General features: G+C 67.5%; 17 protein-coding genes. 12 read left to right on the top strand and 5 right to left on the bottom strand.

The genetic code is table 11. The features are described from left to right. The first annotated feature begins 20 nt into the window (after window positions 1–20). A complete protein-coding gene (locus MNI96_RS15875) occupies window positions 21–1,421 on the top strand; it encodes an aminotransferase-like domain-containing protein (protein WP_249694731.1) in 1,401 nt (466 codons plus the stop codon). Here MNI96_RS15875 and MNI96_RS15880 read toward each other — a convergent pair. Both MNI96_RS15880 and MNI96_RS15885 read right to left on the bottom strand, forming a co-directional pair. Beyond that, a complete protein-coding gene (locus tag MNI96_RS15880; protein WP_249694733.1) occupies window positions 1,405–2,268 on the bottom strand; it encodes a shikimate dehydrogenase family protein in 864 nt (287 codons plus the stop codon). The genes MNI96_RS15875 and MNI96_RS15880 overlap by 17 nt on opposite strands. Window positions 2,269–2,382: 114 nt before the next feature. Continuing rightward, window positions 2,383–3,069 carry a GntR family transcriptional regulator gene (locus tag MNI96_RS15885; RefSeq protein ID WP_249694734.1) on the bottom strand — a complete coding sequence of 229 codons (687 nt, stop codon included), beginning with the start codon at window positions 3,067–3,069 and terminating at the stop codon, window positions 2,383–2,385. 285 nt (window positions 3,070–3,354) lie between these two features. Between MNI96_RS15885 and MNI96_RS15890 the strand changes: the two genes are divergently transcribed. The 4 genes from MNI96_RS15890 (at window position 3,355) to MNI96_RS15905 (ending at window position 6,705) form a co-directional block, all read left to right on the top strand. Then, the gene (locus tag MNI96_RS15890; protein ID WP_249694736.1) at window positions 3,355–4,344 is read left to right on the top strand and encodes a sialic acid TRAP transporter substrate-binding protein SiaP; all 990 of its coding nucleotides are present in this window, start codon (window positions 3,355–3,357) and stop codon (window positions 4,342–4,344) included. A gap of 84 nt (window positions 4,345–4,428) precedes the next feature. Further along, entirely contained in the window at window positions 4,429–4,959 is a 531-nt protein-coding gene (locus tag MNI96_RS15895; protein ID WP_249694738.1) for a TRAP transporter small permease, read from the top strand. Next, the gene (locus MNI96_RS15900; RefSeq protein WP_249694824.1) at window positions 4,959–6,251 is read left to right on the top strand and encodes a TRAP transporter large permease; all 1,293 of its coding nucleotides are present in this window, start codon (window positions 4,959–4,961) and stop codon (window positions 6,249–6,251) included. Before MNI96_RS15895 ends, MNI96_RS15900 begins: the two co-directional genes overlap by 1 nt. A gap of 4 nt (window positions 6,252–6,255) precedes the next feature. After that, the gene (locus MNI96_RS15905) at window positions 6,256–6,705 is read left to right on the top strand and encodes a type II 3-dehydroquinate dehydratase (protein WP_249694740.1); all 450 of its coding nucleotides are present in this window, start codon (window positions 6,256–6,258) and stop codon (window positions 6,703–6,705) included. A gap of 12 nt (window positions 6,706–6,717) precedes the next feature. On the opposite strand, the gene MNI96_RS15910 is transcribed toward MNI96_RS15905, so the two are convergent. Next, a complete protein-coding gene (locus MNI96_RS15910; protein ID WP_249694741.1) occupies window positions 6,718–7,683 on the bottom strand; it encodes an acyltransferase domain-containing protein in 966 nt (321 codons plus the stop codon). Here MNI96_RS15910 and MNI96_RS15915 point away from each other — a divergent pair. Then, window positions 7,682–8,506 (top strand): 4'-phosphopantetheinyl transferase family protein, encoded by an 825-nt coding sequence (locus MNI96_RS15915; RefSeq protein ID WP_249694742.1) that lies wholly within the window; start codon window positions 7,682–7,684, stop codon window positions 8,504–8,506. The two genes, MNI96_RS15910 and MNI96_RS15915, sit on opposite strands and share 2 nt — an antisense overlap. Here MNI96_RS15915 and MNI96_RS15920 read toward each other — a convergent pair. Continuing rightward, window positions 8,464–9,330, bottom strand: coding sequence for a metallophosphoesterase family protein (locus tag MNI96_RS15920; protein ID WP_249694743.1), 867 nt, complete (start codon window positions 9,328–9,330; stop codon window positions 8,464–8,466). The two genes, MNI96_RS15915 and MNI96_RS15920, sit on opposite strands and share 43 nt — an antisense overlap. A 128-nt stretch (window positions 9,331–9,458) precedes the next feature. Between MNI96_RS15920 and MNI96_RS15925 the strand changes: the two genes are divergently transcribed. The 6 genes from MNI96_RS15925 to MNI96_RS15950 are packed head-to-tail and all read left to right on the top strand — an operon-like array spanning window position 9,459 to window position 15,049. Beyond that, complete coding sequence (locus tag MNI96_RS15925; protein ID WP_249694744.1) at window positions 9,459–10,265, top strand: FkbM family methyltransferase; 807 nt, start codon at window positions 9,459–9,461, stop codon at window positions 10,263–10,265. 15 nt (window positions 10,266–10,280) lie between these two features. Further along, window positions 10,281–11,537, top strand: a complete 1,257-nt coding sequence (locus MNI96_RS15930; protein WP_249694745.1) for a cytochrome P450 — start codon at window positions 10,281–10,283, stop codon at window positions 11,535–11,537. Then, window positions 11,534–12,790, top strand: a complete 1,257-nt coding sequence (locus MNI96_RS15935; protein ID WP_249694746.1) for a hydroxymethylglutaryl-CoA synthase family protein — start codon at window positions 11,534–11,536, stop codon at window positions 12,788–12,790. Before MNI96_RS15930 ends, MNI96_RS15935 begins: the two co-directional genes overlap by 4 nt. 42 nt (window positions 12,791–12,832) lie before the next feature. After that, on the top strand, window positions 12,833–13,078 hold the full coding sequence (locus MNI96_RS15940) for an acyl carrier protein (protein WP_249694748.1): 246 nt from the start codon (window positions 12,833–12,835) through the stop codon (window positions 13,076–13,078). Then, a complete protein-coding gene (locus MNI96_RS15945) occupies window positions 13,059–14,279 on the top strand; it encodes a beta-ketoacyl synthase N-terminal-like domain-containing protein (RefSeq protein WP_249694749.1) in 1,221 nt (406 codons plus the stop codon). The genes MNI96_RS15940 and MNI96_RS15945 overlap by 20 nt, the downstream gene beginning before the upstream one ends. Then, a complete protein-coding gene (locus MNI96_RS15950; RefSeq protein ID WP_249694751.1) occupies window positions 14,276–15,049 on the top strand; it encodes an enoyl-CoA hydratase/isomerase in 774 nt (257 codons plus the stop codon). Before MNI96_RS15945 ends, MNI96_RS15950 begins: the two co-directional genes overlap by 4 nt. On the opposite strand, the gene asnB is transcribed toward MNI96_RS15950, so the two are convergent. Then, on the bottom strand, window positions 15,013–17,022 hold the full coding sequence (gene asnB / locus MNI96_RS15955; protein WP_249694754.1) for an asparagine synthase (glutamine-hydrolyzing): 2,010 nt from the start codon (window positions 17,020–17,022) through the stop codon (window positions 15,013–15,015). The two genes, MNI96_RS15950 and asnB, sit on opposite strands and share 37 nt — an antisense overlap. Between the last annotated feature and the right edge of the window lie 5 nt (window positions 17,023–17,027).

Here is a 17,027-nt window from a genome sequence, read left to right on the forward strand (position 1 = left end):
CAATATCCGGGAAACGCAGCATGCCGAGGCTTTCGAGAGCAGACACGATCGTCCAGCATGTCAGCGGGTTGCTGTCTGCCGGTGCCTACAAGGCGGGCGAGCGGCTGCCGTCCGTGCGCCAGGCCGCACGCGAGCACGGCGTTTCCAAGAACACCATGGCCGAGGCCTATGACCGGCTGGTGGCGCGGGGCCTGCTCGAATCCCGGGCCGGCTCCGGATATTACGTCGCCCAGTTCCAGCCGCCGCGCCAAGTGCCGCCGGCCGCCCATGTGGCCGCCGCCGTCGACGTGGTGTCGCTGCTGCGCGAACAGCTCGACCAGCATTACGAGGTGCGCCCCGGCGACGGCCGCCCGCCGCCCTTCTGGATGGAGGGCTCGGAGCTCAAGCGCTATTTCTCGGTGTTCAAGGCGGCGGGTCCCGCCTCCGTCGACTTCGGCTACGGCAGTTCCTGGGGTTATGCGCCCTTGCGCGAGCGCCTGCGCGTCCTGCTGATGGAGCGGGCCATCGCGGTGCAGCCGGACGGATTGCTGCTCACCCACGGGGTCAATCACGGCGTCGACCTGATCATCCGCCACCTGATCGAGCCCGGCGACACGGTCTTCGTCGACGATCCCGGCTACTATCCGCTGTTCGGCAAGCTGACGCTGGCCAAGGCGAAGATGGTCGGCATCCGTCGCCTGCACGACGGCCCGGACCTGGACGACCTTGCCGCGAAGCTTGCGATCCACCGGCCGAAGATCTTCTTCACCCAGTCGCTGGCCCACAATCCGACCGGCGGTTCGCTGTCGCCGGCGGTGGCCTTCGGGTTGATGCGCCTTGCCGAGCGCTGGGGCTTCCTGCTGGTGGAAAACGATGTGCTCGGCGACATCCTGCCGGCGACGCTGCCGCGCCTTGCTGCGCTCGACCAGCTCAACCGGGTGCTCTATGTCGGCACCTTTTCGAAGACCTTGTCGGCGAGCCTGCGCTGCGGCTTCGTCGCCGGCCACCCGTCGATCATCTCCTCGCTCGGCAATCTCAAGATGCTGACGACGGTCGCAACCTCCGACTATGTCGAGCGGTTCGTCTTCAAGCTGATCCAGGACGGCCACTATCTGAGGCACCTGCGTCGGCTGCGGGCGCGGGTGGAGGAGGCGCACAAAGCCTCGCTGGTGCAACTGGAAGCGCTGGGGCTGACGGTGCGCGCCAGCGTGACGCCGGGCTTTTATCTGTGGACGGAGTTTCCCGAAGGCATCGACGAGATGGACCTCTGCCGCAAGGCGGCGGAGCGCAGCATCTTCCTGGCGCCGGGCAGCGTCTTCACGCCCGACCGCTCGGCGCCCGAACGGGCAGGGCGCGGCCGCGCGGCAATCCGCATCAACGTCGCCTACGGCACCAATCCGCGCTTCATCGACTTCCTGCGCGACATCATGGCCGGGCGCTGACGGCGACCGGAACGGCCTCGTGGTCGGCCAGCGCGGCGCGCAGGGCAACCGGGTCGACTTCGGCGCCGGTGAAGTGGCGGAACGCGTCGATGCCCTGGTGGAAGAACAACTCGTAGCCGCTGATGATCGTCGCTCCAGCCGCCTCCGCACCCCTCAGGAAGTCCGTGTCGATGGGCGTGTAGACCGCGTCGAACGCCCAGGACGCGCCGCGCATCAGGCCCGTGTCGATGGGGCTTCCCGGATTGCCGGTCATGCCGACAGGGGTGCAGTTGAGGAAGCCGTCGGCTCCCTCCGCCGCCTCTTCCGCCGTCTCCACGTGGCGTGCGCCGGGCAGGATGCCGCCCTCCTGCAAGGTGCGGGCAAGGGCTGCCGCGCGGGCCGTGTCCCGGTCGAAGATCCGCAGGTCCTCGGCACCCAGCGTGGAGAGTGCGAAGGCGATGGCCTTGCCCACCCCGCCGGCGCCGATCATCGCGACGCGGCCGGGAGAAGCGGCTCCGAACCCGGCGCGGAAGGCCGAGATGAAGCCGGAATGGTCCGTATTGTGCCCCTCCGGCCGCCCTCGTCCGAACAGCACCGTGTTGCAGGCGCCGATGGCGCGGATTCGGGCGTCGGGGACGAAAAGCTGCGCCACCACCTGCTCCTTGTACGGATAGGTGATGTTGATGCCTCGATAGCCCTCCTCGGCGCAGCGCCGGAAGACCTCGTCGAAGGGATGCCCGAGATCGCGCGGGATCAGCCGCTCATAGGTCACATCGAGCCCGCAGAGCCGCCCTGCCTCCACATGCAGGCGGGGCGAATGCGAGCGGGCGATGTTGTCGCCGATGAGGCCGAGCCTGATGACGGCCATGATGCTTCCCTCTGGCGCTGTCCATGACGAATGGCCGGAGGGTAGTCGCTGGCGGGCGAGCTATCAACGAGTGTTTTTATTTTTATCGGATATTTTCAATTTCGTGTGTTGAGTCTATCGGATCGTTCCGGTCGCCAGCGCGTGTTCGACGCCGCCCTCCACATGGCGGACCAGCACGGCCCGGGCCTGCTCGGCATCGCGGGAAATGGCGCATTCGCGCAAGATCCGGTGCTCCTCGGCGGCGATCTCGCCGCGGAAGGAGAGGGCGATCATCTGGTAGCGCAGGTATTTGTCGAAAACGCCGGCATGGGTCTCCATCAGCACGGCCGAGCCGCAGGCGGAGATCAGCGCCTGGTGGAACTCCCAGTCGTAGCGCTTCCAGACCTCGGTCTGGCTGCGGTCGCCGCCCTGCATCCGCTGCTCCAGCGTTGCCAGCTTGTGATGCGCCGCGACCACCCGGCCTTCCCATTCCATGTCGCCGGCGGCAAAGGACAGGGTCAGCGCATGGCTTTCCAGAAGCAGGCGCAACTCCGCGATTTGCTTGAGGTTTTCGGCCGAAACGGGGGCGACTTCGAAACCCCGCTGGCCTTCCGCGACGACGAGGCTTTCCGACGACAGGCGGTTCAGGATCTCGCGCAGGGTGCTGATGCTGGCGCCATAGGCATCGCGCAGCCGGTCGAGTTTGAGCTTCTGGCCGGGAGCCAGGCGGCCGAAGATGATGTCGGTGCGGATCCGGCGATAGGCGTTCTCGCCGATCGTCTGGGTCTGGTCGCCGTCGTTGGCGGAAGCGTCGTGTTTCATAGGATCGTGATAATGTCGGATCGTCTGCATGGCAACGAGCTTGCTTCTTCGCAGGACAGGGCAGCAACGGCATGGCGTGCGGCTGCGCAGGATTCGGCGGTCGCAAGCGGGTCCCGCTCGACAGGAAAACGCATTTCTCAGCTCGAAGCGAGAAATGATGTAATCGAAAATGTCATATATTTTTGCAATTGCCTATTGATGCGAGGTCCCTCTAGTGGCATGACTCCCGTACGACGGGCCGGCGACGCGGGCCGCCGTCAAAAAAAATGGCTTGGGAGGAGTGCCATGTTCACTTTGACACGACGGTCGCTGATCGCGGCCGGCACTGCGCTGGCGATTGCCGGGTTTGCCGCCACCACAGCGACGGCCCAGGACAAGGTCCAGCTTCGCTTTTCCGCCGTCTTCTCGGACCAGGACATCCGGGCCGGGATGATGCAACGCTTCGCCGAAGGCATCGGCGAAGGCTTCGATTACCAGGGCTATTACGGCGGTACGCTGTTCAAGCAGGGCACCGAGCTCGTCGCCCTGCAGCGCGGCAACCTGGAGATGGGCAACATCGCGCCCCAGGACATTTCCAACCAGATCCCCGAATGGTCGGCGCTGACCTCGGCCTATCTCTTCCGCGACGCGGATCACCTGCGCACCTTCTTCGCCAGCGATGTCGGCAAGGAGATGTCGCAGATGGTCGAGGACCGTCTGAAGGTGAAGATCCTCGGCCCGACCTATTTCGGCTCCCGGCAGGTCGGCCTGAAGAGCGACAAGAAGATCGAGACGCCGGCCGACATGGCGGGTATCAAGCTGCGCATGCCGCCGGGCGAGGCCTGGCAGTTCCTCGGTCAGGCGCTCGGCGCCAACCCGACCGCGATGGCCTATGCCGAGGTCTATACCGGCCTGCAGACCGGCGCCATCGACGGCCAGGACAACCCGCTGCCGAATGTTCAGAACATGAAGTTCTACGAAGTGATGTCGCAGATCGTTCTGACCTCGCATCTGGTCGGCTACGACCTCTTGACCATCTCGCTCGACACCTGGAATGCCCTGTCGCCCGAACAGCAGGCGAAGGTACAGGAATCCGCCGATGCGGCCATCGCCTGGAGCACGGCGGAGCATCTCAAGCGGGAAGAGGAGCTTGTTGCCTTCTTCAAGGAGCAGGGCCTGCAGATCAACACGCCCGATGTCGACGCCTTCCGCGCTCATGCTCAGAAGATGTATCTGGAGTCCGACCTTGCGAAGGACTGGCCCGAGGGCCTGATCGATCGTATCAACGCACTTTGACCGGTGCTGCGGGGGAGGGCACGTGTCCTCCCCTTGCCTGTGTGCCGCGCCGTCGACCTCGCCCCGAACAGTCCGGAGGCTCGCATGCGGATCGCCCAGATCGGCCGCTTCCTGTATCGCCGCGCGGAGAACCTGCTCGCCTTGATGCTGGCGGTGATGTTCATCGCCTTCCTGTTGCAGATCGCCTTCCGCTACCTTCTCAACCTGCCGACCGGCTGGACCTCGGAACTGACCGTGGTGATGTGGCTGTGGCTGGTTCTGTGGGGCGCGGCCTTCGTCCTGCGGGAGGATGAGGAGATCCGTTTCGACCTGCTGCAGTCGGGCGTCGGGCCGCGGGCGCGGCGGATCATGACGGCCGTTGGCGCCCTCGCCCTGATCGGGCTCTACCTGTTGTCGCTGCCCGCCGTCGTCGACTACGTGACCTTCATGAAGGTGCAGTCGACCGCCTATCTGAAGATCCGCTTCGACTATCTGTTCTCGATCTATGTGATCTTCGCGGTTGCCGTGCTCGTCCGCTACCTGTGGATCCTCTGGCGCATCCTGGCAGGGGGCGGCAAAGGCAGCGGCAATGGCGACAGCGGCGGCGCCGCGCCGACGTCGGAGGGGCAGGCGTGATCGATCCCTTTGGCGCCTGCATCGTCACGATCCTCGGGCTTGCCCTGCTCGGGCTGCCCATCGGCCATTCGATGATCGCCGGCTCGATCCTCTATCTCTATCTCGCCGGCCTCGACATGGGCACGGCGGCCGAGCAGCTGCTGAACGGCATGTACACCAGCTACGTGCTGCTTGCCGTGCCGCTGTTCATCCTCTCGGCCGAGATCATGAATTCCGGCTCGATGACGCTGCGCCTGCTCGACTTCTGCAACGCGCTGGTCGGCCGGTTCCGCGGCGGCCTGGCGCAGGTCAACGTCATCCAGTCGATCATCTTCGCCGGCATGTCGGGCTCGGCCATCGCCGATGCGGCCGGCGTCGGCAAGATGATGCAGAAGATGATGACCGAGGGCGGGCGCTACCCGGCGAGCTTTGCCGCCGCGCTCACCGCCGCGACCTCCGTGATCGGGCCGATCATTCCGCCGTCGATCCCCGTGGTGCTCTACGCGCTCGTCTCCGATGCCTCCATCGGCTACCTGTTCCTCGGCGGCATGGTTCCCGGTCTGCTGATGGGCGGCACATTGATGCTGCTGGTGGTGCTGACGGCGCGCCGCCGTGCCTTTCCGGTGGAAACGCCGGTCCCCTTGCGCGAGATCCCCGGCATCACCGTCAAGGCGTTGCCGGCCTTGATGATGCCGGTGGTGCTGCTCGGCGGCATCTATTCCGGCATGACGACGCCCACGGAAGCCGCCGCCATCGCCGCCGCCTATGCGTTCCTGATCTCGGCGCTGGTCTACCGTTCGGTGACGCCCGCCAGCGCCTATCGCTCGGTCCTGTCGAGCGCCCGCACCACTGCCTCCATCGGCATGCTGATCGCCGGCGCGCTGGTTTTCAACTATGTGGTGACCGTCGAGAACATCCCGCGCACCCTGACCGTGTTCATCCAGGGCCTGGACCTGTCGCCGCTCGCCTTCCTGATCCTCGTCAACATCCTGCTGCTGCTGCTCGGCTGCCTGCTGGAGGGCACGACGATCATCCTGATCGTGCTGCCGGTGCTGATCCCCACCGCAAAGGCGCTCGGTATCGACCTGGTGCATTTCGGCATCGTCAGCGTCGTCAACATCATGATCGGCCTGATCACGCCGCCCTACGGCCTGCTGCTCTTCATCATGACCAATATCGGCAAGGTAAGCCTCGGCTCGCTGGTGCGCGAGGTGATGCCGTTCCTCTACGCGCTGCTCTTCGCGCTGGGGCTGATCACGCTCTTCCCCGATCTCGTCCTCTTCCTGCCACGCCTCTTCGGATACCAGGGCTGAACCCATGTCTGCACCGATCTACGTTCTCAATGGTCCCAACCTGAACCGCCTCGGCACGCGCGAGCCTGAAATCTACGGCCGCACCACGCTCGCCGAGGTCGAGGCGATGTGCCGCGAGGCGGCCGGCGGCCATCCGCTGGAGTTTCGCCAGTCCAACCGCGAGTACGAGATCATCGACTGGGTCCACGAGGCAATCGACCGGGAGGCGGCGGGCATCGTCATCAATCCGGCGGCCTTCACCTTCACCTCCATCGCCATCCTCGATGCGCTGAAGATGTTTCCCGGGCCGCTCATCGAGCTGCACATCTCCAACATCCACCGGCGCGAGGAGATCTATCACCGCTCGCTGGTCTCGCGCACGGCGACCGCCGTCATCGCAGGGCTGGGGGCGCAGGGCTACCCGGTCGCGGTCGGGGCAGTGCTGGAGCTCGCAGCGCGGCGCAAGGCCGCCTGAGCGATCAACAGCTCAGGCCGTTTCCAACAGTTTGGCGAGGCGCCGCAGGTTACCGCCGAAGGGCGACAGCACCGCGCTGATGCGCGAGGGCGACGCCTCGTCGAGGTCCTGCCGGATGATGGCCGCAAGGCTGCCCGTGGCGCTGAGGTCGACGTAATGGGCGCCGCCCTGCGCCTCGATGGCCGCAACGCTGGCACCGAGCCGCATCGGCTCGCGGACGATCCGCCAGGCGAGATCCGGAACGCCGGGCTTCACCGGCGCACTGAGGCAGGCCGACCAGACCGGCCAGAACGGGCTTTCCAGCCGCTCGGCCGCCGCATCGCCGACGACGGCCGCCCGCGCCGGCTCGATCCAGCTCGAGTGAAAGGCAAACGGCACCGGCAGGCGCTGGAACGGCGCATCGAGCCGGGCGAGGATCGCCTCCACCTCGGCGACGTTCTCGCCCGGCATCGCCAGGACGTGGTGGCGTTCGGCATTGATGCCGGCAAGCTCGCTCAAGGCGCCGAGACGGGGCTCGCTCTCGCGCAAGGACGGCGGGCCGAGCACGGCGATCAGTGCGCCGGGCGTGCAGCTTTCCAGGAACAGGCGCGGCTGGCGAGCGACGGCGGCAAGGGCCGTTTCGAACGGCACCATCCCGGCAACGCTCATGGCGGCGAATTCCCCGAGGCTGACGCCCAGCAGCATGTCGGGGCGGATCCCCTTGTGCTGCAGCAGCTTGGCCATGGCGAACTGGGTCATGAAGATCGCCGGATGGGTGTGCTCCAGCCGATCGAACGGCTCGCTGGCGCGCCGTCCGCTCGCATGGACCTCGGCAAGCGGCGAGATGCCGTGCCGGTCGCGCACGATGGCGTCGCCGATTTCCATCCATTGCCTGAACACCGGTTCTTCGGCAAGAAGGTCGGCGGCCATGTGGTAATACTGGGAGCCCTGGCCGGCGAAGCAGAAGACGAGCGGCAGGGACTTGGGAGCAGGCGGCATGCAGCAATCCTGGCAGGGCGGTGCGAAGCAGGAGGGATCTATCTCGCACGGCCCGCCCTTTCGCGACAAGCTCGAGGCGGGCGTCGATCACGTCACCGTCTGGTGGCTGGACCTGAAGAGCATTCGCGAGGACGACTGGCAGATGCTGGAAAGCCTGCTGGAAGACAGCGAGCTGGAGCGCTCGACCCGCTTCCACTTCGACCGCGACCGGGACGTCTATATCGCCGCTCATGCGCTGACGCGCGGCCTCCTGACCTGGTGGACCGGCTTGCCCGCGCGCGACTGGCGCTTCACCGCCGGTGATCACGGCAAGCCGGAGGTGACGCCGCCGCCCGGCCTGCCGCGGCTCCGGGTCAACCTTTCGCACACGCGCGAACTGGCGGCCGTCGCCTTGACGGTCGACAACGATGTCGGCGTCGATGTGGAGTGGCTGCAGCGGGTCAACGACGTCGACCAACTGGCCAAGCGCGTCTTCGCCGCCGACGAGCGCGCGCTGCTGGCCGCAACGCCGAGCGAGCGCAAGACCGAGATCTTCCTCACCTTCTGGACGCTGAAGGAAGCCTATGTGAAGGCCATCGGCAAGGGGCTGTCGCAGCCGCTCGATGCCTTCGCCTTCACTCTGGAGCCGCCGGTGATCCGTTTCGACGACATCGAGGCGGACGACGCGGCGCTCTGGCGTTTCCGGCACCTGCGGCCGACGGACCGCCACAAGTTGGCGGTCGGCGTGCGACACCCGCATCCAGAACGGCTGTCGATGGAGATCGGCGAGGCGCCGCTCGACTACTTGCGGAACCTCGGCGCGGCGAACTCGTCCTCGACCTGATCGGGACCGGGCAGCACCTCGCGGATATAGGCGGCCATGCCGCGCGACTGGTCCCACTGGCGCGGATAGCCGAGCGAGACTTCCTCGAAGCGCGTGCCGTCGCGCCAGTCGGTGCGCCGCACATGCAGATGACCGGAGACCACGGCGCGCGCGTTGAACCGCCGGTGCCAGTCGGCGGTCGCCCGCGTTCCGCACCAGGGCGTGAAGCGCGGCGCACGCGGAATGTGGATGAGGTCCTCGCGCAGCGGATAATGGTTGATCAGCACCGTCGGCATGTTCGGGGGCAGGGCGGCCAGCCGCGCCTCCGTGTGCCGCAGGCGCTCCGCGCACCAATCCTCGCGCGAGGCGAAGGGGGCGGGATTGAGGAACATCTCGTCGGCGCAGACCGAGCCCATTTCGCGCGCCCAGCCGACGACGCCGTCGCGGCTGACATATGCCGGGCGGAAACTGTAGTCGTAGAGCAGAAACAGCGGCGCGATGGCGCAGGGGCCACCGTCGCCGGTCCAGATCTGGTACGGGTCCTCCGGCGTGACGACGCCGTGCGCGCGCGCCGTCTCGACGAGGCGGCGGTAGCGCTCCTCGCCGACCAGCGCCGGCAGGCCGGCCTCTTCCGGGATCGCCCACAGGTCGTGATTGCCCGGAACCCAGAACACCCGCGCGAAGCGGCGCGTCAACTCGGTGAAGGCGAGCCGCATGTGCTCGAACCGCTCGCCGACATCGCCGGCGAGAATCAGCCAGTCGTCGGGATAGTCCGGCAGCGCGACCAGGGCCTCGCGGTTGGCCGGGCTGGCAAGATGCAGGTCGCTGATGGCGCGGAGTTTCATGCGGGGGCCTTGGCGGGAACCATGTCCGGGATCGTTCCTTGACCCCTGTTTTCACATGGGGAACACTCGCTGCCGACGTCAACCCCTTGAGGCACGTCGTGATTCCCCTTCGTGGACGGACGGCCCCCGTGACCTTGAAGACTGCCCATCTGCCCGACGGCCGGGAAATCGCCTGCATCAACCCTTACGAGGTTGATTTCGCGGTGCACGAGATCTTTTCCCAGGATCTTGCAGTGCATGGCCTGAGCCTGCCGCAGGACGGCACGGTTTTCGATGTCGGGGCGAATATCGGCCTGTTCTCGCTCTACACGCTGCAGCAGGGGCCGTCCGCGCGTGTCTTCGCCTTCGAACCCGTGCCGCAGGTCTTCGCCGCGCTGGAGCGGAACCTCGAGGCCGCCGGGGCTCAGGCCGTTGCCGTGCCGCTCGGTCTCGGCGCCGCGGCCGGGGAGGTGGAGTTCGACTATTTTCCCGGCGTTGCGGCCCTGTCGACGGCGCATAGCGATGTCGGCGAGCGGATGGCCGGCGGCATCCGCCACCTTCTGACCGGCAACGCCGGCGAGGCGGTGCGCGCGGTGATCGAGCGGACCGGCGCGGGCGAACTGGCGCAGACGGACGGCTTTCTCGATACGCTGCTTCGGGTGGAGCGGGTGCGGGCGCGCATCGACACGGTCTCGTCGCAGATGGCGGCCTACGCTGTAGAAGCGATCGATCTTCTGAAGATCGATACGGAAGGCGCCGAGGAGGAGGTGCTGGCCGGCATCGACGAGGCCGACTGGCCGCGCATCCGCCAGTTGATGGTCGAGGTGCATCTGGGCCGGCCGAAGCTGGAGGAGATCGCCTCCGGGCTGATGGCGCGCGGTTACCGGGTGACGACCGACACGCATCCGCTTGCCGAGGGCGGGGCGGCGGTTTTTCATCTCTACGCGGCACGATAGGAGCAGGCGGGGCGCATGAGCGAGCAAGGCACTGCCGCGACGGGCGAGGGGATCGACTGGTGGTCGATTCTGACGGACCGGGCGTTCCTGGAAAATCCCTATGACGAGTTGAAGCGGCTGCAGGCTCTCGGCCCCGTCCATCTCGATGCGGCCTCCGGCGTCTATTTCGTGCTCGGGCACCGCGCCTTCCTGAAGGTCGCGAAGTCCTCGGAGCTCGGCCGCGACACCCGCCACTGGAAGAACGGTTGGACCGCGCCCGATTACCGGGTGCACGATCCCGTCGGCTACCGGCTGTTCAGCGAGTTTCAGCCGCAGATGATCAATTGCGACGGCGCCGAGCACGCCCGCATGCGCAAGGTCTACGAGCCGGCCTTCCGCTCGCAGGCGGTGCGCGACGTCGGCGCTCTGGTCGAGGCCGAGGCCGCGCAGCTGCTCGATGAGATGCCTCGCGAGGGCACGGTCGATTTCATCGAGGCCTTTGCCGGCCCCTTACCCCTGCGGGTCCTGTGCAAGCTTTTCGACATTCCGCAAAGCCTCGACGAGACGGTCGCGCGCTGGAGCGCCTCGCTGATCCGCATCGGCGATATCCTGATGACGCCGGACCAGAAGAGCGAGGCGCTGGAGGCGCTGACCGAGTTCAAGGCCTTCCTGCGCGAACACATCGCCGCCCGCCGCGCCCGGCCGGGCGACAGCCTGATGGACCTTGCGATCCGCGCCCATGACGACGGCACGCTGGACGAGGAGGAGACGCTGACCAATCTCGTCTCCATGCTGGTCGCGGGCCACGAAACCACGGTGACGCTGATCGGCAACGGCCTGCTGCTGCTGCTTCGGCATCCCGGTGAGATGGCGCGACTGCGCGCCGACCGGAGCCTGCTGCGCACCGCCATCGAGGAGTTCCTGCGCATGGAGCCGGGCGGTAACATGATCCTGCGGGTGGCGCGCGAGGATGTCGACGTCGAGGGCACGCTGATCCCGGCCGGAGCCCCTGTGCTCGGGCTCGTCGGGGCGATCAATCGCGATCCTGCCCGCTTCGAGCGTGCCGACGAGGTCGATATCGGCCGCCCTGCCAACGCCCAGCTCACCTTCGGGTCTGGCCCGCATGTGTGTATCGGTGCGCCGCTGGCGCGGCTCGAGGCGCAAATCGCCTTTTCCGCGCTGCTGGACCGCTATGGTTCCATCGAACTGGCGGGCGAGCCCGAGTGGCGGCTCGACCGGCTGAATGCCCGCGGGCTCGGCCGCCTGCCGATCCGCGTTGGAGGTGCTGCATGACCCGTGCCGTCGGGATCGAGGCGATGAACGTCTATGGCGGCATGGCATGCCTCGACGTGAAGGAACTGTGCCTGCATCGCGGGCTCGACATGCCCCGGTTCGAGAACCTCTTGGTTCAGGAAAAGACGGTGGCGCTGCCTTACGAGGACCCGGTTACCTTCGCGGTCAACGCCGCCCGGCCTCTGATCGATACGCTGGCGCCGGAAGAGCGCGCCCGCATCGAGATGGTGGTGACCTGCACCGAGTCCGGCATCGACTTCGGCAAGTCGCTCAGCACCTATGTGCATGCACATCTGGACCTGCCGTCCAATTGCCGGCTCTTCGAGATCAAGCAGGCCTGCTATTCGGGCACCGCCGGCTTGCAGATGGCGGTGAATTTCCTGCTCGCCCAGACGTCGCCCGGCGCCAAGGCCCTGGTGGTTGCGACCGACATTTCCCGCTTCGCGCTGGCCGATGCCGGAGCGGTGGAGGAATGGGCCTATTCGGAGCCGAGTTCCGGCGCCGGCGCGGTGGCGATGCTGGTCTCCGACACGCCGCATGTCCTGCGCATCGATGCGGGAGCCTACGGCAATCACGCCTTCGAGGTGATGGATACCTGCCGTCCGGGTCCCGACACGGAGGCGGGCGATGCGGACCTGTCGCTGATGGCTTATCTAGACTGCTGCGAGGGTGCGTTCCGCGACTACAGCCGCCGGGTGGAGAATGCGGACTTTCGCGACAGCTTCGGCCAGCTGTGCTTCCACACGCCGTTCGGCGGCATGGTCAAGGGCGCCCACCGGCACCTGATGCGCCGGCTCTACAAGGCGCCGCCCAAGGAGATCGAGGCCGACTTCCAGTCGCGTCTTGCGCCGAGCCTTGCCTTCGGCAAGCGGGTCGGCAACACCGCCGGCGGCTCGGTCTTCGTGGCGCTCGCCGGCATGCTGGAGACGGTGGAGATCGACGCGCCGATGCGGGTCGGCCTGTTCTCCTACGGCTCGGGCTGCTGCTCGGAATTCTACAGCGGCGTCGTGACGCCGGAGAGCGGCGCGCGGCTGCGCGCGATGCGCATCCCGCAGGCGCTGGATCGCCGCCATCGCCTCACGATCACGGAATACGAGACGCTGCTCCGCGGCGAGAGCGTCGTGCGCTTCGGCACCAAGGACGCGGAGCTGAACCATCAGATCGTGCCGGACGCCTGGCCGGTTGATGCGGCCGGTGATCGGCTTGTGCTGGATGCGGTCGTCGGCTACCACCGCAAGTATATCTGGATCTGAGCCGGGCCACCGAGACAGCGGCGGGCCTGGAAAGGGGGCGAGTTGGACAGCGACCGGATTGCCGAGATCATCATCGCCGAGATTCGCAGCACCGTGCCGGAGCTGGAGGCGCAGCCGATCACCCGCGCCGATTCCATGACCGATCTCGGGGTCGATTCCATCGAGCGCAGCGAGATCATCCTGGCGACGCTGGAGGCCATCGGCCTGAAGGTGCCGATGGTCCAGCTGCACGGCCCGCGCAATATCGGCGAACTGGCCGATCTCCTGCATGCCAAGTCCGCAGCCTGACTCGCAGCCGCTTGTCGTTACCGGCATCGGGGTCGCAAGCGGTCTCGGCCACGGCAAGGACGCGTTCCGCGCCGGACTTTTCGAGGGGCGGGGCGTCTTTGCGCCGCTTGCCCGTCCCGGCCGACAGCGCGACGACGGCAGCCCGGAGTTCTTCGGCGTCGAGATGCCGGATCCTCCTGCCATCCTGCCGCGCCGGGTCGAACGTACCGCGGGCCTGAGCGGGCGCGCGGCGGTCGCCGTGCTGGACGAGGCCTGGCGCGAGGCGGGCCTGGACCGCATCGTCCCTGAGCGTATCGGCCTTGTCGTCGGCGGATCGAACCTGATGGCGCGCGAGCAGTTCCTGAGCCTGCGCGACTACGCCGAGCGGCTCGATTTCCTGCCGCCGCGCCACGGCCATGTCTTCCTCGACACCGATATCTGCGGCCTGTGCGCCTCGCAGTTCCCGATCCGCGGCTTCGCCCACACGATCGGCGCGGCCTCGGCGAGCGGCGCGGCCGCCATCGTAGCGGCGGTCGAGGCGGTGCGCAGCGGCAGGGTTGATGCCTGCATCGCCCTCGGCGCGTTGCAGGACGTTTCCGCGTTGGACCTGCAAGGCTTCCGGGCGCTCGGCGCGCTGGGCGCGGGACCGGTCTGCCGGCCGATGGACACGGGCCATGGCGGCTTTCTTTACGGCGAGGCCTGCGCCGCGCTGGTCGTCACCCGGCCGGAGCACGCCGGAAGCACGGTCTATGGCCGCGTGCTGGGCACTGGCTTTTGCACCGATGGCAGCCGAGGCCCGGAGCCGAATTCCGACGGGCAGGTGCGTGCCGCGCAAGACGCGCTGGCCGCGGCCGGACTGACCACCGCCGACATCGACTATGTCAACGGCCATGCCACGGGCACGCCGTCCGGCGACGACGCCGAACTCGAGACCCTGCGCCGGCTCGGTCTCGGTCACGCGCGGGTCAACGCCACCAAGTCGATCATTGGGCACGGGCTGAGCGCGGCCGGCACTATCGAGGCGGCGGCCGTGCTGATCCAGATGCGCGAGGGCCTGCTGCACCCGACGCTGCATCTCGAGGCGCCGCTGGACGAGGCTTTTCGCTGGGTGCGGGGCGCGGCGCAAGAACACCGCGTCCGCCACGCGCTGAAACTCTCCTTCGGCTTCGGCGGCAGCAACGTCGCGCTGGTCTTCGGGACGCCCGAGGAAGAGACGGCATGAGCGGGTTTTCGACGCTCTCCTGCAGCATCGCTCAAGGCATCTGCCGCATCCGCTTTGCCCGGCCGGAGGCCGGCAACAGCATCACGCCGCAGATGGTGGCGGAGCTGCACGCCGCCTTCGACCTTTGCGCGGCGGGCGAGGGGCCGGATGGCCGCGCGGTCACGGTCGTGGTGCTGGAGGGCAGCGACGACGTCTTCTGCATGGGCGGCGACTTCGACGCTGTCGCCGAGGACGCCGCGCCCATGGACCCGGCCCCGCTCTACGACCTCTGGCTGCGCATGGCGCGCGGGCCCTTCGTCACGGTCAGCGTGGTGCGCGGCAGGGCCAATGCCGGGGGCGTCGGACTGGCGGCGGCCGCCGATATCGTGCTGGCGGACGAGACCGCGAGCTTTGCCCTGTCGGAGCTGCTGTTCGGCCTGTATCCGGCCTGCGTGCTGCCGTTTCTGACGCGCCGTGTGGGTGTGCAGCGCGCCCGCTACATGACGTTGATGACGCGGCCGGTGGGCGCGCGCGATGCCCTGTCCTTCGGGCTTGTCGATGCGCTTGGCGAGCGGGCCGACGAACTGCTGCGCCAGCACCTGATGCGGCTGAGGCTGCCGGGGCGGGCGGGCATCGCCCGCTTCAAGGCGCATGCGGGCGCGGGGCTCGATGACCTCGAGAGCCAGCGCGAAGCGGCGCTCGCCGCCAATCGCGAGATGTTCGCCGATCCGCAGATCCGGGCCGATATCCGCCGCTATGTGAGGGACGCCAAGTTCCCCTGGGAGGCGTGAGGCGCCGCCTCCATGCGCAGATCCACCGCGCGTTGCAGGGGCGGCAGAGCGCTTGACCCGACTGCCTGCCCGAGCCCTTGCCGCTGCACGAAGAAGCGGTCGAGCAGGGCTATGGACAGCAGGAACAGGAAGGTCTGGTTTTCCTTGGTGCTGACCTCCTCGGCCGGCTTGGTCAGCACTTTGGTGGCAAGGCGCTGGGCGAATTTCGCATTGAGGAAGGGCAGGTTCGCCAGCTCGCTCTCCGACAGGACGAGATCGAGATAGTCGGGCCGGCGCGCGGCGAAGGCCGCCGCGTCCGGGGCCCGGTACGGGAACTTGCGCTTGTCGGCGACGGCGCCCGGCAGCCGGTCGCGGAAGGCATCGCGCAGCAGCCGCTTCTCGGTGAACCCGTCATCGAAGCGCAGGTTGACCGAGGAGGCCAGCCCGATCACCGAGGGGTCGAGGAACGGGCAGCGGTTCTCCACCCCGTGGGCAAGGCTCATCCGGTCGCCCTGGGTCGACAGCAGGTAGCCGGGCAGCAGCGTCTTGTATTCCAGCCATTGGGCCTTTTCGACCGCGCTCATCGAGCCGAACGCCGGACTGCCGGCGACAAGCGCGGAAATCTCGGCGAAGGGATCGCCCGGCGCGTTCAGCAGGCGGGCCGAGAACTGGCCGTTCTGAAAGCGCAGCTCGTGCGAAAAGAGGCCCGGCATCTTCTCGGCCGAGAACTGGTGGTAGAGCCCGGTGACGGCGGCGATGTCCTTCGGCCCGTAATGGGCCAGATGCGGATACAGCCGCTCCAGCCGGCTCCGGCGCATGTCTTCGGGAAGCTCGCTCCACGCGGCGCGCAGCAACGTTTCCTTGAAGAGGTCGTAGCCCAGGAACGCCTCGTCGGCGCCTTCGCCGCTGAGAATCACCTTGATGCCGGCCTCGCGGGTGCGCTGCGACAGCAGGAACATCGGGATGAAGGCGCTGCGGAAGGCCGGCACTTCCGCGTGATAGACCGCATCGGGGCAGGCCTCGGCGATGTCGGCATGGCTGATGCGGCGGGCGTGATGGCGCGTGCCCAAATGCTCCGCGACGAGGCGCTGCTCAGCGGATTCGTCGAACTCCGCGTCCTCGAACTCGACCGAGAAGGTGGAGAGCGGATGCGGGGTCAGCTCGCGGGCGAGCGCGGCGACGATGGCAGAATCCACTCCGCCGCTGAGATAGACGCCGACCTCGACGTCGCTGCGCAGCCGCAGCGACACAGCATCCGTCAGCTGCGCGCGGATCCGTCTGACCGCTGCGCCCTCGCTGGCGACGGCCTCGGTCGGCGCGAAGGACAGCTCGTCATAAACGAACCGCTCGATCCGGCCTTCGCGCACCCTTGCCCATTCTCCCATCGGCAGGCTCTCGATACCTCGGAAGCCCGACTGGTGCGGCAGCGGTGTCCACTGGCCGAGAATGGAGGCGAGCTGCTGCGGATCCTGCTCGAACCGGAAGTCGGAAACGGCGAGGAAGGCCTTCATCTCGGAGGCGAAGAGGATCGTTTCGCCGTGCCTGGCGAGGAAGAGCGGACGCTTGCCGTAGCGGTCGCGGGCCATGAACAGCTCCTGCCGCTGGCGGTCGTAGAGCGCGAAGGCGAAGCCGCCGTTGAAGCGCGTCAGGCAGTCGGGGCCCCAGGCGATCCAGGCCCGCAGCACGACCTCCGTGTCGCAGGCTGTGCGGAAGACGTGGCCGAGGCCGACAAGCGTTTCGCGCAGTTCCCGGTAATTGTAGACCTCGCCGTTGTAGCAGAGCCAGTAGCGCCCGCTTTCGTCGCTGATCGGCTGCAGGCCGGCGGCCGGATCGAGGATCGCCAGCCGCACCGTGCCCATGGCAAACCCGTCGTCCACCACATAGCCGGCGCCGTCCGGCCCGCGATGGGCGATTGCCGCCAGCATGCCGGTGACCTGTTCGGACGGATCCTCGCAGGAACCGTCGAAGCGGAATAAGCCGGCAATGCCGCACATGACGT

The sequence above is a fragment of the Stappia sp. WLB 29 genome, assembly GCF_023507705.1.
In the GTDB taxonomy this organism is placed as follows: domain Bacteria; phylum Pseudomonadota; class Alphaproteobacteria; order Rhizobiales; family Stappiaceae; genus Stappia.

Excerpts from the sequence above, each read along its gene's own strand:
- MNI96_RS15875 (WP_249694731.1), top strand. The coding sequence starts at position 21 with ATGCCGAGGCTTTCGAGAGCAGACACGATCGTCCAGCATGTCAGCGGG.
- MNI96_RS15880 (WP_249694733.1), bottom strand. The coding sequence starts at position 2,268 with ATGGCCGTCATCAGGCTCGGCCTCATCGGCGACAACATCGCCCGCTCG.
- MNI96_RS15885 (WP_249694734.1), bottom strand. The coding sequence starts at position 3,069 with ATGAAACACGACGCTTCCGCCAACGACGGCGACCAGACCCAGACGATC.
- MNI96_RS15890 (WP_249694736.1), top strand. The coding sequence starts at position 3,355 with ATGTTCACTTTGACACGACGGTCGCTGATCGCGGCCGGCACTGCGCTG.
- MNI96_RS15895 (WP_249694738.1), top strand. The coding sequence starts at position 4,429 with ATGCGGATCGCCCAGATCGGCCGCTTCCTGTATCGCCGCGCGGAGAAC.
- MNI96_RS15905 (WP_249694740.1), top strand. The coding sequence starts at position 6,256 with ATGTCTGCACCGATCTACGTTCTCAATGGTCCCAACCTGAACCGCCTC.
- MNI96_RS15915 (WP_249694742.1), top strand. The coding sequence starts at position 7,682 with ATGCAGCAATCCTGGCAGGGCGGTGCGAAGCAGGAGGGATCTATCTCG.
- MNI96_RS15910 (WP_249694741.1), bottom strand. The coding sequence starts at position 7,683 with ATGCCGCCTGCTCCCAAGTCCCTGCCGCTCGTCTTCTGCTTCGCCGGC.
- MNI96_RS15920 (WP_249694743.1), bottom strand. The coding sequence starts at position 9,330 with ATGAAACTCCGCGCCATCAGCGACCTGCATCTTGCCAGCCCGGCCAAC.
- MNI96_RS15930 (WP_249694745.1), top strand. The coding sequence starts at position 10,281 with ATGAGCGAGCAAGGCACTGCCGCGACGGGCGAGGGGATCGACTGGTGG.
- MNI96_RS15935 (WP_249694746.1), top strand. The coding sequence starts at position 11,534 with ATGACCCGTGCCGTCGGGATCGAGGCGATGAACGTCTATGGCGGCATG.
- MNI96_RS15945 (WP_249694749.1), top strand. The coding sequence starts at position 13,059 with ATGCCAAGTCCGCAGCCTGACTCGCAGCCGCTTGTCGTTACCGGCATC.
- MNI96_RS15950 (WP_249694751.1), top strand. The coding sequence starts at position 14,276 with ATGAGCGGGTTTTCGACGCTCTCCTGCAGCATCGCTCAAGGCATCTGC.
- asnB (WP_249694754.1), bottom strand. The coding sequence starts at position 17,022 with ATGTGCGGCATTGCCGGCTTATTCCGCTTCGACGGTTCCTGCGAGGAT.